The 13,488-nt window shown below is 32.7% G+C and carries 12 protein-coding genes and 1 pseudogene; 5 read left to right on the top strand and 8 right to left on the bottom strand.

The window, feature by feature from the left end; all coding sequences use genetic code 11:
- Window positions 1-68 precede the first annotated feature (68 nt).
- The 7 genes and pseudogenes from U8D43_RS01590 to U8D43_RS01560 all read right to left on the bottom strand — a co-directional run.
- Window positions 69-467: a VOC family protein gene (locus U8D43_RS01590; RefSeq protein WP_335869385.1), complete on the bottom strand. Its 399-nt coding sequence runs from the start codon at window positions 465-467 to the stop codon at window positions 69-71.
- A 73-nt stretch (window positions 468-540) separates the two neighbouring features.
- A complete protein-coding gene (gene minD / locus U8D43_RS01585; RefSeq protein ID WP_335869206.1) occupies window positions 541-1,344 on the bottom strand; it encodes a septum site-determining protein MinD in 804 nt (267 codons plus the stop codon).
- Window positions 1,337-2,026, bottom strand: a complete 690-nt coding sequence (gene minC, locus U8D43_RS01580; RefSeq protein WP_335869205.1) for a septum site-determining protein MinC — start codon at window positions 2,024-2,026, stop codon at window positions 1,337-1,339. Before minC ends, minD begins: the two co-directional genes overlap by 8 nt.
- 77 nt (window positions 2,027-2,103) lie before the next feature.
- On the bottom strand, window positions 2,104-2,622 hold the full coding sequence (mreD, locus tag U8D43_RS01575) for a rod shape-determining protein MreD (protein WP_335869204.1): 519 nt from the start codon (window positions 2,620-2,622) through the stop codon (window positions 2,104-2,106).
- Window positions 2,619-3,479 carry a rod shape-determining protein MreC gene (mreC, locus tag U8D43_RS01570; protein WP_335869203.1) on the bottom strand — a complete coding sequence of 287 codons (861 nt, stop codon included), beginning with the start codon at window positions 3,477-3,479 and terminating at the stop codon, window positions 2,619-2,621. The genes mreD and mreC overlap by 4 nt, the downstream gene beginning before the upstream one ends.
- 25 nt (window positions 3,480-3,504) lie before the next feature.
- Window positions 3,505-4,527, bottom strand: coding sequence for a rod shape-determining protein (locus U8D43_RS01565; RefSeq protein WP_335869202.1), 1,023 nt, complete (start codon window positions 4,525-4,527; stop codon window positions 3,505-3,507).
- Window positions 4,528-4,655: 128 nt separating this feature from the next.
- Window positions 4,656-4,823 (bottom strand): annotated as a pseudogene (locus U8D43_RS01560) (JAB domain-containing protein); the annotation flags it as partial.
- Between the two features lie 156 nt (window positions 4,824-4,979).
- Between U8D43_RS01560 and U8D43_RS01555 the strand changes: the two are divergent.
- From U8D43_RS01555 to U8D43_RS01540, 4 genes are read left to right on the top strand one after another with little or no spacing between them, the layout of a single operon-like run.
- On the top strand, window positions 4,980-6,314 hold the full coding sequence (locus U8D43_RS01555; protein WP_335869201.1) for a site-specific integrase: 1,335 nt from the start codon (window positions 4,980-4,982) through the stop codon (window positions 6,312-6,314).
- Window positions 6,289-9,522 (top strand): hypothetical protein, encoded by a 3,234-nt coding sequence (locus U8D43_RS01550; protein ID WP_335869200.1) that lies wholly within the window; start codon window positions 6,289-6,291, stop codon window positions 9,520-9,522. Before U8D43_RS01555 ends, U8D43_RS01550 begins: the two co-directional genes overlap by 26 nt.
- Before the next feature lie 12 nt (window positions 9,523-9,534).
- Entirely contained in the window at window positions 9,535-11,223 is a 1,689-nt protein-coding gene (locus U8D43_RS01545) for a site-specific integrase (RefSeq protein ID WP_335869199.1), read from the top strand.
- Window positions 11,216-11,908 (top strand): hypothetical protein, encoded by a 693-nt coding sequence (locus tag U8D43_RS01540; RefSeq protein WP_335869198.1) that lies wholly within the window; start codon window positions 11,216-11,218, stop codon window positions 11,906-11,908. The genes U8D43_RS01545 and U8D43_RS01540 overlap by 8 nt, the downstream gene beginning before the upstream one ends.
- A 29-nt stretch (window positions 11,909-11,937) precedes the next feature.
- Here U8D43_RS01540 and U8D43_RS01535 read toward each other — a convergent pair whose 3' ends face one another.
- Window positions 11,938-12,291: a helix-turn-helix domain-containing protein gene (locus U8D43_RS01535; protein WP_335869197.1), complete on the bottom strand. Its 354-nt coding sequence runs from the start codon at window positions 12,289-12,291 to the stop codon at window positions 11,938-11,940.
- A 139-nt stretch (window positions 12,292-12,430) separates the two neighbouring features.
- Here U8D43_RS01535 and U8D43_RS01530 point away from each other — a divergent pair, with 139 nt between their 5' ends.
- Window positions 12,431-13,426: a DGQHR domain-containing protein gene (locus U8D43_RS01530; protein WP_335869196.1), complete on the top strand. Its 996-nt coding sequence runs from the start codon at window positions 12,431-12,433 to the stop codon at window positions 13,424-13,426.
- Window positions 13,427-13,488: the final 62 nt, after the last annotated feature.

Below are 13,488 nucleotides of genomic sequence, written 5' to 3'. Positions count from 1 at the left end.
TAGGTACGGAAACCACTAAAAAAAGGAACTTCCCCTTAGAAGCTCCTCTCAAGTTAATTTCAGTTATTTCAATTCTTCTCCTGTGAAAACGGTGCAACCAATTCAACTTTCATACGATCAGGATCTTCGAAAAACACTGCATAATATTCATCGCCTCCTGCAAAGGGATGTCGATCTTGATAAAGAATGCGGTGGTCTTTATCAAGCAACTTCTGTGTTATCTCATCAACCTGTTCACGTGATTCAGCATGAAAGGCGAGATGATTTAACCCCACTCTGCAGCGATGATAAGGAGGATCAATATATTTCTCATTAACTTCAACAAACACCAAATACGTCTCATCTAGCTTGAAGCTAACCCCTTTATCCCACTTCTGATATTTTGAGTATCCCAATTCCGCCAAAAACCAACCCCAGAATGCTTCAGAGGATTTGAGATTTGATACATATAGTTCTACATGATGAATTAGTCCATGTGCCACTTGTTGTTCTACTCCTTCCAATGAAAAAATCCTCCGATGATCTCGAAGGAATTTTTTTCTATACTTTCGCTCCAAAGAACTTTTTGATTTTCGTAAATACGCCCGACTTATTTCCATCTAATACCTGAAGTGGAACAGATTCTCCTAGAATTCGACGAGCAATATTACGGTAAGCAATCGCTGCTTTACTCGTTGGATCCATTGCAATAGGTTCACCTTTATTGGAAGATAAAATGACATTATCGTCATCTGCGACGATCCCGATTAAATCGATTGAGAGATGCGCAGTAATTTCATCCACATCTAATATATCTCCGGCATTCATCATATGGGTACGAATTCGATTTATCACCAATTTAGGTGGTTCAATATTTTCTTTTTCTAACAAGCCAATAATGCGGTCTGCATCTCTCACAGCAGATATTTCAGGTGTTGTAACAACAATGGCCCGGTCTGCACCTGCGACGGCATTTTTATACCCTTGCTCAATTCCTGCAGGGCAATCAATGATAATATAGTCGTAGTCTTGTTTTAAATTATCAATAAGTTTTTTCATTTGCTCAGGAGAAACAGCTGTTTTATCACTCGTTTGAGCAGCAGGAAGGAGAAATAATTTATCATCAAAACGCTTGTCTTTTACAAGTGCTTGATGAATCTTGCAACGCTCTTGTACTACATCAACGAGGTCATAGATAATTCTATTTTCTAAACCCATGACAACGTCTAAATTTCTCAATCCAATATCTGTATCAACTAAACAGACCTTTTTCCCTTGTAAAGCTAGTGCCGTACCGACGTTAGCAGATGTGGTTGTTTTACCGACACCGCCTTTTCCAGACGTAATGACAATGGCTTCACCCATGTGTGTCCCCCCCTTTAAAACTGGTAATCTCTGGTCGTAGATGTTTTAATACTTGTAGGCGATCAACAATAATCTGATCATTCCTATTTATCAAAGCACACTCCATCTCATGAGAACTTTCTTCATCAGCAGAGTCTGGAGCTCTATTTAAACAATTTGCAATTCTAAGTTGAGTAGGAATCATTTTAGAGGCTACTATTACACTATTTTTTTTCCCGTAACAGCCTGCATGAGCTATTCCTTTTAATGAGCCCATGACATATATATTTCCAGAGGCCATAATCATTCCTCCTGGATTTACATCCCCAACTAAAAGTAAATCTCCTGGCACTTCTACCACTTGCCCCGAGCGAACAATGCCAACAATAGAAGTAATTTCGTCTTCTTCTTTCGCTTTTTGCGCTTCTTTTTTTGTGATGACATTGCTAGTAATGTCTTCTACAACAAGTTTTCTTTTTTTACGAACAAGTTCTTTTACTTCTTCTTGTTGTACATCTGTTAAGTACCGATTGCCTGTTTCGATATTCACCGTTATCAGTGGAGTATCATCATGGTCATGATAATGAGCTGATAACTTCAAATCTAATTCACGTTTTAGCTCTTCAAAGGAGCACGAATCATTAAGATGAAGAGTTAATCCTTCTTTTGTACCTTTAATCATGACATTTTGTTTTTTCTTCATGGCGCAATGTTCACCTCAGTCGTCTTTTAATTCGACAAATGCAAATGAAATTCCTTTTTTTTATCAAAAATACTACACTACTCTTCTTCTTGAATTTTCTTTAATTTTAACAGTAGTGTTTTTAGTGGCATGCTCATCAGAATTAAAGCTATCGCATTGACTATCATGGTTGGAAGTAACCGCCACTCCACAAATTGCGTATGGGAAAGGCTCGTTTTTTGAAGCAATGAATACAATTCAAACACTGCAAAATCCATCAGAATGATCCCTAGAAACGACACAATTGACGTTACGATTACGTTTGCATCAAATAGCTTCATAATCTGCGAAACGAGATAAACCACGATAGGAAACAAATACAAATATATGCCGATTATCCCAGTAAAATAAAAATCAAATAGAAAACCAAAAATGATTGCATACACAAAACCTGTTTTCTGCCCCTTATAAATACCAATAAATAAAAGGAGTATTAACAAGAAATGTGGAACGACTACACCGTGCTGCCCGAATATTTCTGATGAAAATAATTGAACAAATAGACTCTCGCTATAAAAAATCAAAGTCGCGACTATAGGGAGAACAAATCGTCTCATTCTTCATTCTCCTCATCTGTCACACCAATTTGACGTTGAATCACGTAAACATGTTCTAAATCATAAAAATCTGCATTCGGTTCAATGTAAGCTGTTTTCGTAAGGCCTAACTTATCAACCGCTACCTCTGTCACTTTACCTATAGGCAATCCTTTAGGAAAAACCCCTCCAAGTCCAGACGTGATGACTTGTTGACCCTCTTTAATTTCTTTGTCATAAGGAACAATTGTGAGTATAAGTTTTTGCTTTTCCTCATCGTACCCAATAATCCACCCGTAGTCGTTCTCATCTCCTTGCACAATAGCGGACACTCGGTTCCGTGGATTAGATGACGTTAACAATTCAACAGTAGATGAAAATTTATTTGCATCTTTCACTTTACCAATTAACCCTTGCGCGGTACGAATGGCCATGTCATCTTTTACCCCGTGAACGGAGCCCTTATCGATCGTAATCATAGCTTCCCATTGATCAGGATTTCTTGCAACTACGGTAGAATGTATTGCTTCATATGCTCTTAAGTCATCTTGAATATCTAACGCAAGTCTGAGTTCTTCATTATCTTGTTCTAAATCTTTGACTTTTGTTTCTAGGGTGGCAAATTCCTCAAGACGAGATTTCAATTTTTGATTTTCATTGTATGTATTTTGTAATTCTACCGTATCTTCAAAGAAGCCCGCTACGTAGGAAGCGGGCTTAGAAACAATAGATTGTCCAAAACCAACAATATCTTTTACAAATTGTTCAGGCCAGGGAATGTTTTCTCGCTCTTTTAAAGAAAATCCAAGCAATGCCACAAGAAGGATTATGCTCACGAGTAAAACAATCAGGCGCTTATTCAGAAAGAACGGTGGCATGAAAGTAACACCTCAGTCTAGTAAATTAGCGTGAATCTTTAAGTTTATTTTTAAACAGATCAATATGATCTAATGATTTACCTGTTCCAATTGCAACGCAATCTAGTGGATCCTCAGCAATCATTACAGGCATATTGGTTTCTCGACTAATGACCTTATCGAGGTTCCTTAACAATGCACCACCACCCGTTAATACAATACCTCTATCCATAATATCTGCTGCTAGCTCTGGAGGTGTCTTCTCTAAGGTGTTTTTAACTGCATCAACGATAGAATAAACCGTATCTTTTAAAGCGCCAGCAATTTCTTCAGCGGTAATTTCCATCGTCTTCGGTAGCCCAGTAAGAAGATCTCGTCCACGAATTTGCATATCTTCGACTCCATCTGCATCTCCAGCAGAGCCTACTTCCATTTTTATCGCTTCAGATGTTCTTTCACCAATCATCAAATTATACGTCTTGCGGATATAATTTGTGATAGCATCATCCATTTCATCTCCAGCCACACGAATCGATTGGCTTTCGACAATCCCGCCTAGTGAAATAATCGCAACTTCCGTCGTCCCACCACCGATATCGACAACCATACTACCAGTTGGTTCCCATACAGGCAAATTTGCGCCAATAGCAGCCGCAAAGGGTTCTTCAATTGGATAAGCATCACGAGCACCAGCTTGTCTTGTTGCATCAATGACTGCTCGTTTTTCAACATGAGTAATGCCTGTTGGAACACATACCATGACATAAGGCTTACCTGCAAAGATACTTTTATTTTTCATTGCTTGCTTTATATAATATTTCATCATTGCAGCTGTCGTATCGTAGTCAGCAATAACACCATCTTTCATTGGTCGACGAGCTACTACATTTCCCGGTGTACGTCCGATCATATTTTTAGCATCATTTCCTACTGCTAAAATTTGTTTTGAGACTGTTTCCATTGCTACAACAGATGGTTCACGTACAACAATACCCTTCCCCTTTACATATACAAGGGTATTTGCGGTACCTAAGTCAATTCCTAAATCTCTCGTTCCAAATCCAAACATTCGTTGTATCTCCCTTTCTGATACGAAATATATAATGGTCCATTCAATGTGTCACATGAATTTTTTTGGTTTTAAATGAAAAAAATCATAACTCTCATTATAGCGTAACAATCTAAAAAATCATAGTATCATAAATAGCCTTTTTCTTTTAAACTGACGTATTTTTTTTCACCAATAATAAGGTGATCCAACACTTCAATCCCTATTATCTTACCACACTCTACCAATCTTTTCGTCACTTCAATATCTTCACGACTTGGCGCAGGATCGCCCGAGGGGTGATTGTGGACACATATAGGTATAACTTTGAGCGATTTTCTTTTCATCTGGATACTTTTAGGGGAATTTCTTCGAAATAAAAGGCTTTCATGAAGTTATTTATTGCCCAATTATAGATTTAGATGGGCGTTATTATGGTAAAATGTAGACAATACTATTTGGGGGAGGTTTCAATGTTAATCACTTCGAACAAATACAAATATATAGTTAAAGAAATAAGAGTTCGAGATTATGAAAGAGGACAGATTAGAACAAAAAAGGTTATCTGTATAGGGTTAATTGATAAGGAATCAGGATTATACTTCCCTCACCCATTAACAGACTTTATAAGGATTAAATATGAGCTAGTTGGTAGATCATTAAACTCGCAAACACTCCCAGCATATGTAGTATGCAGGTTTCTAAACTTTGTAAATTCTCAAATCCACCAAGAAGACATGCACTTTTCTCCCCTCATTGAAAGTGGGATTTATGGTTTGAATTTAAAGCACGGTAGCATGTTTATATCCCACCTAACTTCTAAAGGCTTAAGCTATTCTACAGTCACTCAATACGAAAGAATACTAACTACATTCTATTACTACTTAAAAGAAGTAAGCTTTCTCCATATAGACTTACCAGAAAAACCAGGAACACATTCAGAAATAAATAAAACTAATATCTTTAGAGGAGCACAGTTACAAACAAAAGTTCCATCTAAGAGAGTTAGACCGGACAAGAGGTCTAAACTAAAAGACTTCGGAGAAAACCGATATGAGCTAACCTACCAATTCATTAATATAGCAAGAGAAATAACACCAGACATTGCCTTTGGGATCTGCTTACAATTTTTCGGGGGATTGAGAAGAGGAGAGATTGTAAATCTAACTAGAGGGGATATTTTAGTTAATTATCGCAATTCCATTAATGTTGAGATTAGAGATAATAGAGAAAAATTATTTAAACACTTAAAAGATACTAAAAGTGAATACCCAAAGCGATTAAACTATCTTCAATCAAACCTATGTGTTCAAACCATTATAGATACTGACTTGGTCTGGGAGACCTACGATGAACATATAAAAGCATTAGAATATAAAAGTGAACAAAAAATGATAAAGAACCCGTTCTCTTTCTTTGTAGACACTGACGGAAAACCAATGTCTGGAAAAGTTTATGAACGAAGGTTTAAAAAAGTTAAAAAGTACTTTCTTGCATCATTATTGGAGGCTAATCGTTTCAGTGAATATAAAGTATTTACTGAAGCTTATTGGGGGACACATATTGGCAGAGGTATATTCACAAATTTCCTTTTAGACATGGGATTAACCGTTACTCAAATAGCTATTGCAAGAGGGGATAGAAATATAAATTCATCTATGGCTTATGTTGATCAAAAATTATCAACTGAATTAATAAACAAAGCTATTAATGATATGAAAAATGCTTCTTATAACCAAAATACTCTTTTCAAAACTAATCCGAAGGATGGTAAAGAGAAACGTGAAACAAGATTTAGTTACTATTAATCAGATAAGTACTAACCCACGGTATTCATACTTGGAATTGACACGTTTTAATATTCAGAAGTTAGAGCAATATGGATTTATTACCGTTCTCAAAGAAGAAGAAGTATCCTACGTTTCAATTGTGCAATTAGAGAATCATAAGAAAGTTGAAAAAGAATTCTTTGATAATCATGTGTCCTTCTTATACTTTATTGAAAAAGTCTTCAAATTAAATAAGACTACACCAAAAAACATTTATAAATTAGCATTAATTAAAAACAGTTGTTTGAAATTGACTATCAAAATGTTTATGAATAAAGAATATGTTAGCAAGCAAGATTATAATAATTTCTTTAATACCTTTATTCATAAGATAGATGTGTTAAATCAGTTGGGAATTTCAGAAAGTTTGTATCAACAAAAGCTCGTTGAATTGAATATATGTGAGACTCCTTTAACCCCACGTTCTAGGTTTATTTATTTAAGTGATTATAAAACACTAAAAATAAACGTTAATAAAGATGACTATCTAAATGATAATCATACCTGGCTAGTTGCTGCAAGAGTTATTAAAGATAAAAGGTACAAACATATAGCTAGTAATGTAGAGTCATTATTAAGAATTGCTAAAGCAGGACATATTAAATATTACACAAATTCTGACAATGTTGTTTTTGTAGAAGAACGCACATTAAATGAATATGCTGAAGAAGTATTAATACTAAAAAATGATTATTATATGATAACTAAAGTAACAAAGTTATTAGGAATTAAACAGTTTAATATTAGTCAGTTAAGTAAAAGTTTAATTCCAAACTTATTACATATATGTTATCAGAAAAATATTGATGTGAAATATTATGAAATACCTATTCAGTCCGAAACATTATATATTCACCGAAAATCTTTTGATCAATTTTTATTAGATCATATCTCCAATAACCAGATTGTCAAGGATTATCAGTTAGAAATTAATACACTCAACAGACTTGTGAAGAGATTTAAAATTAAAAGATTAACACTTCACTACACCTTATCTCTGTTCAATAAAAAAGAAATTGAACAATTGTTTGAAAACAGCCCTCACCCATTAGCAGCCAATGTAATAGAAAAAGATAATTCTAAACTATGCAACTACTATAATTTTGGTCAAGTAAAATCATTGCTCAGTGCAACCCAAGGCCAGATGGTACACATACGGAAAGAGGAACAACTTAGTTTTGAGTATTACCAAGGTACCACAATTTATTTTAAAGGTGATATAGATAAATTGTTGGAAATTCAGACAAATGCCAAAGAAAAATACTATACGTCAAGTTACATTTACAATAAATTAGGAGCAAAATACATTAATCTTCAAAGATTTAAAGCTTGTAAAGTATCTACTTTAATTAGAGCTGCTTTCAACACTAGAAGTAGCATGCACTTTTATCTTAAAAGTGACATAGAACCTTATATTAATAACCATCAAATAAAAAGACAGATTTCAGAATTAGAGCTTACCAATCCCAAAGAAGTTTTTTTACATAGGATTAAAATTGAATCATGCGATTTCTTAGAAAAAAACACTTTCACTTATGAACAATGGATGAATTACTGTATGGAAAAATTAGAATCTTCCAGTACTAATACATCGCCAACAACGATCCCGAAGTTAGTAAACTGCTCAAAAAGACTAACTTCTTTCCTTAATGACGAAGAGCTTTATAAAAAGCAGACAACCGAGATCAATTTTGCCCTTTTTAGAGATAACGTCCCTATAACCCATCAGCATGCTTTCTATGGCTTCCTAAATAAATTAAGTGATGAACTTTCCATACGAAAATTACCACTAATTAATATTAAAAAAATTTGGAACCCTTATAAAAAAGAAACACCAGAAAATGAAAAAGCAAAAGAGATATATACCTATGAAGAATATAAAAAGATATTCGATTATGTCATAAATATAGATAAGCATAAAAAAATAGCAATAGAAGATGCAATGGATACCAAAAATAACCAAACTAATACCTACTATGCATCTTCTTGGTTTTATGTGATGATGCATCTTAATAATGCTTGGCGTCACCAAGATATTTGCACTCTTCCTTGTATCGAATTAAAGGAACTAAACATAAATTCTTTAGAGCAATTTAAAGATATTAACTTGTCCTTAAAACAAGCACAACAGATAATAAATCAGATAATCACAATGAATCTAACCGTTTCAAAAACAAATGTAACTAATCAATTCTTTTGTTCAGAAGAGCTAAAAATCCCACTAGCAACAGCAGCTATAATATGTCAGCTTATTAATAACCAATCATCAACTATTAAAAATCATTTGATAGATTTCGGAAATAAAAATCAAAAATTTTCAAGAAAATCTCAAAAAAAGTTCTTTTCAAACTTTGTTGATAAATCATTTATATTCGAAAATCGAAAATTTAATAGAACTCTCCTTTCGTTTATGTATAGTTTATTAGTAAACAATGGCCATGGTGGAGCTGCACTTGAAGTAGCTCAGCGTTTAAGAGCACACAAAGATCAGGAATCTACTAATATTTACATAAAGATTCCTGAAAACGAATTTAATTACCTTAGTAGACAATTGTTTAAGCGTAACCACTTTGGATATATTCCAAGCTTGTTTTTAGATACACTTAATGACAGTTCCCTAACATACAATCAAAAAACTAATAACATAGTGGAAATAAATAAGATAATGGGTGGAATATATGGAATTGAAGTAACTTCCGGCTTTATAAATTCTATATTATCTGAGAAAAAAACTATTATGGATATGGTGCTAAGTATGGGAAAGGAAGAAGTACTTGATTTTTTATTTAAAATTGACTGTGAATTATTACCAAGTAAAGAAGAGAACTTTCAATGCTTACTCTCTGAAACTGGATGTATAAAACCTTTTGAAAACTGTAGAAGGTGTGCATACTCCATTCCTAATTTTTATGCTTTATCTGCAATAACTGAAAGTATAAGTCAGCTATTAATTAATTTCTCTAAGGACTTTCAAAATACACTATATGATACTGAGAAAATAAAATTAGCTAACCTTCTATTTAGAGAGATAGATATCCTTTTCGAAGCCTGTGTGGAGTTTGGCCAAGAAGAAGTATTTCAATTTTTCAAAGGAAATAAAGAAGGATATTTTAATTTATTAGACTTATTAGATGACGTTACAGGTAATTATGATTTAAAAAATTACTTAACATATAAACCAACTTAGTAAAGGAGAAGTATGAGTAATTTAAACTTAAACCAATCAGCTGTTAAAGAGTTAGAAACATTTTCGGAATCTTCATTTTCATTATTAGAGACTTTAGAGAGTGCAAAACAAACAATTGCAGAACTAATAAATATGGAAGTTTTTCTATCAAGGAGTTTTGATGAAGACATCTGGGTGCTAGCCAATCCTAATTCTAAAGGAAGAACACATACATTGGATTTTAATAGGTTTAGATTCGCTAATAAATCCTTAGATATAGTGCTAATAGTTAAATGTTGGGTCTCAGAACAATTAAATAATTTTAAAACAACAACTGTTTACCATCAATATCATTATTTTTTAATGGGCTACGAGCAGTCTAATGGATTAGATGAGAGAGGTGTAGACCCTTTTATTAGATGGCTTCATTTGTCTCAAGTTAATAATAACGCTAAAATCACGATAATTACTTCTACTCTAAATTTTTTGGATTTTAGTGATTTAAAAAATGGAGAAGTTTATATACCAAAATTACATGAAATAAATCAAAAGTTAAAATTTACTCGAGGTATACGGAAACTTCCTCCTTCAAAAGAAATATTAACATTTTCATATTACCTGGATAAGTATTTTTTACAATTACTAGATGATAGAAGCGAAGAAGGAACAAAAAATAATAGACAAAAAGAAAAGATCCTTTATTACCCAATTTTATTATGGTGGAGACTCACAAATATTATACCAATGCGAAGTGTTGAATTTGCTTCTATTGAGAGGAATTGCTTAATTAAGAATGATAATAATTATTTTATTCGTTTACCAAGAAGAAAATTGAAATCTATAAATAAGCGTAATGTACAAATAATAGACACTGTTGCTATTTCAAAGGAAATGTATGAGATTATTAACTCTTATATAAAAGAGACTGAGCCTTTTGGAGAAACTAACACTTTGATTTCCTACCCTTCTCTAATATGGACTGATTCCTCAAACAGGCGAAAGAGACAAAAAAGAGTTATTAGGAATTTTAATAGAGAAAATTTACAAAGACTAATTACTAAATTCTACAAAGAGATAATAAATGACAAGTACAACTGTAATATTAAAAGAGGAAATCAAGTTAGCCCTAATGATACCAGACACCTTGCTTTCACCTCGCTAATGATGCAGGGAATTTCCCCTGTAGAAATTGCTCGACTTGGTGGCCATCAAACTATAAGTGCACAATATCACTATTCCTCACATTTAGAATATTGGATTGATAGCGAAGTGTTCAAATTACTAAGTAGGCATAGACAATTACGATTCTTTGAAGGTAAAGAATCTATCAAACATATCCCTAACGAAATTAAGCTAAAAGCTTTTCACCCCCCTACTTCTAACTACAAAGGCAAGCTAAAAATAGGTTACTGTACAGATAATTTGCAAAGGTGCGAGTCCGAGGAATGCCTTTTATGTAGCCACTGGAGAATTGAACCTGAAGAGTTTTTAATTAGATCTAATGAAATCAAAAAAGTCTTATATAAAAGAAGAAAACATATTCATGAACTTCATGCATTCATAGAAAATCTACATAAAAATATTATTAACGATCGAATTAACTATACAAATCCCAAATCAATTCAACAGCTAAAGACTTTATCAAACCAAATTAATTCAGAAATCAGAAGCATTTCCCATCTTAGGGCATTATTTATAAAAGAGGGTTTTGAAAATGAGTAAAGTAGGACGAAAAATAAAACTTAGTGAAGAAAAAGTTGATGAAATAATTTATCTCTTCAAGACCGAAAATGCCTTGTCTGGAAAAATTAAATATGGAGATATCTATCAGTTTGCTAACAAGCTAGTTGATCAGGGTCGCTTAGACAAGAACACATCTGATTCTTTCTGGAGAAAAAGTGGGAGATTGGGAAGGAAAAAAGTTGATGAAGCCAATCAAATATTTGCACACGAACTGAATAAATCAACAGTACAACAAATACCTAACATTACAAATATTATTAACCGAGACTATAAGAATAAAGAGGATTTGCTAAATTCATTATTGCCAATCGAAAAACAGTTACAAAAAAGCCTGGAAACTCAGAATAACTTAAAACATAAGAATAATTTATATCAAGAAGAAATAACAAAATACAAAGACAAAGTTTTAAAATTAAATAAGGAAAAAAGCGAACAGCAGCAACTCCTTTTTGAATTATTCTATTACATTTTATCAGAAGCCAATGAAAGCACTAAATCATTAGCAAAAAAAGCTATGAAAGAAATTTTTAATGACCCTTTATGTTTTTACCCAAATATTAAAGAAGAGGAAACTACATCTCTTAAGGAGAATAAGATACTTTCTATCAATAATAAAAACAATGAAAATAAACTTTCTAATAAGTTTAAGGAGAGATTTAAATGAGAAGAATTTAAATCTCTCGAATTTCTAATCTACTTATCTTCATATACGGTAAAAATTTCTTTAGTTATTTTGTAAATTAACTTAATTTCTTGCTCTGATTTAGAATTCAAAATATTATCTAATAAATCCAAAACCTCTTTTTTATCTAGGTATTGGTCTTCAATGTTTATAGAATCATAATTAAATATAGTCCCTACGTTAATTTCCAGTCCATCTATAATCTTTTCAAGGGTCTGAAGGGTAATATTTCTCTCTCCTCTTTCCACTCCAGCTAGAAATGATGTTTGCAACTTAGATCTTTCCGCTAACTCATCTTGGGTTAGCTTCTTTTTTTTTCTAATTTCTCTAATATTCATTCCAACGAATTTCGCTATGTTTTCCAATTTTAACTCACCTCTATAATTAGAGTAGGTCAGTTAAAACTCCCAAAACAGATACATACAATATAACTTTATTTGATTTTTGTACTTAAAAGTACTATTATTGATTTTGAAAATACTATGTTTATTAGAGGAGATCAACATGAATAATTATTTAACATCAAATATAGTAATTGAAAATGTATTACAATCAAAAATGAGGGGTAGAGTTTCTTATCAGGGGAACTTACCTTCACAAACTGCAATAAACCTTTCCTACTCAAAACCTTATAATTCACCAACAGGAAAAGGCTATCAGAGACCCGTCGATAAGAATCGTTGTAAGGATTTTGCAAAATATTTGTCTTTAGGAGAAGATTCTTTATATACTCCAATTTTACTAAACGCCGGAGGCAATTGGGAATTTCAATATTACGATAAGACTCGTCCTTTATATGGACGTCTAATATGTACAAAAAAGGCAAGCTTAATGGATGGTCAACATAGATTAGGTGGAATTAAAGAATATGTTTCAGACACAAACATTACATTGAATGTTCCATTCCTCGCTTTTCACTACTTAGATGAAGATGAGGAAATAAAACTTTTCGATACCATTAACACAAAAGCAAAAGGAATCGGAACATCTTTAAGTAGATATTTAAATCGGGATAATGATGATATTAGTTGGGTGGCTACAAACCTAATTACCAATCCTGAAAGTCCCTTTTACAAAAAAGGAACTTTAATTGGAAAGAGAAATAAAGAAAAACACATAACTCTTCAAAATATATATCATATTGTTCTTTTGTTAGTTAATAAATCTAAATTAGCTGATCTACCTAAGGAAAGAATTCTGAGTCTATCTTTATTTTATTTCAATGCTGTTAGAGAATTATTGCCCACACAATGGGCTGATAATAAATTGTTTAGATTAACACATATTATTTCTCTAAAGGCTATTTCCATTGTTGGAAACGTATTGATTAACGAACATTTCCTTCAAAAATCTCATCAACCAGACTCAGCAAAGATCATTAAAAAATTAAACGTTCTAGTTGAAATTGATTGGTCATCCAATGGGGAATTAAAATATATTAAGGGTGGCAATGGTGCAAAGATACTTGCGAATGACCTTTTAAACCTTATGGAATATTAAATGTTCTTAATGAAACTAAAAGCAGCCAACATTTCTTTGTTGGCTGCTTCTATTTAATAATT

This window comes from Bacillus sp. 2205SS5-2 (genome assembly GCF_037024155.1).
In the GTDB taxonomy this organism is placed as follows: domain Bacteria; phylum Bacillota; class Bacilli; order Bacillales; family Bacillaceae_K; genus Bacillus_CI.
This window is presented reverse-complemented; position numbering and strand designations above follow the sequence as displayed.

Bases quoted from the DNA above. Each gene is read 5' to 3' on its own strand.
- minD (WP_335869206.1), bottom strand. From the start codon at position 1,344: ATGGGTGAAGCCATTGTCATTACGTCTGGAAAAGGCGGTGTCGGTAAA.
- minC (WP_335869205.1), bottom strand. From the start codon at position 2,026: ATGAAGAAAAAACAAAATGTCATGATTAAAGGTACAAAAGAAGGATTA.
- mreD (WP_335869204.1), bottom strand. From the start codon at position 2,622: ATGAGACGATTTGTTCTCCCTATAGTCGCGACTTTGATTTTTTATAGC.
- mreC (WP_335869203.1), bottom strand. From the start codon at position 3,479: ATGCCACCGTTCTTTCTGAATAAGCGCCTGATTGTTTTACTCGTGAGC.
- U8D43_RS01565 (WP_335869202.1), bottom strand. From the start codon at position 4,527: ATGTTTGGATTTGGAACGAGAGATTTAGGAATTGACTTAGGTACCGCA.
- U8D43_RS01555 (WP_335869201.1), top strand. From the start codon at position 4,980: ATGTTAATCACTTCGAACAAATACAAATATATAGTTAAAGAAATAAGA.
- U8D43_RS01545 (WP_335869199.1), top strand. From the start codon at position 9,535: ATGAGTAATTTAAACTTAAACCAATCAGCTGTTAAAGAGTTAGAAACA.
- U8D43_RS01540 (WP_335869198.1), top strand. From the start codon at position 11,216: ATGAGTAAAGTAGGACGAAAAATAAAACTTAGTGAAGAAAAAGTTGAT.
- U8D43_RS01530 (WP_335869196.1), top strand. From the start codon at position 12,431: ATGAATAATTATTTAACATCAAATATAGTAATTGAAAATGTATTACAA.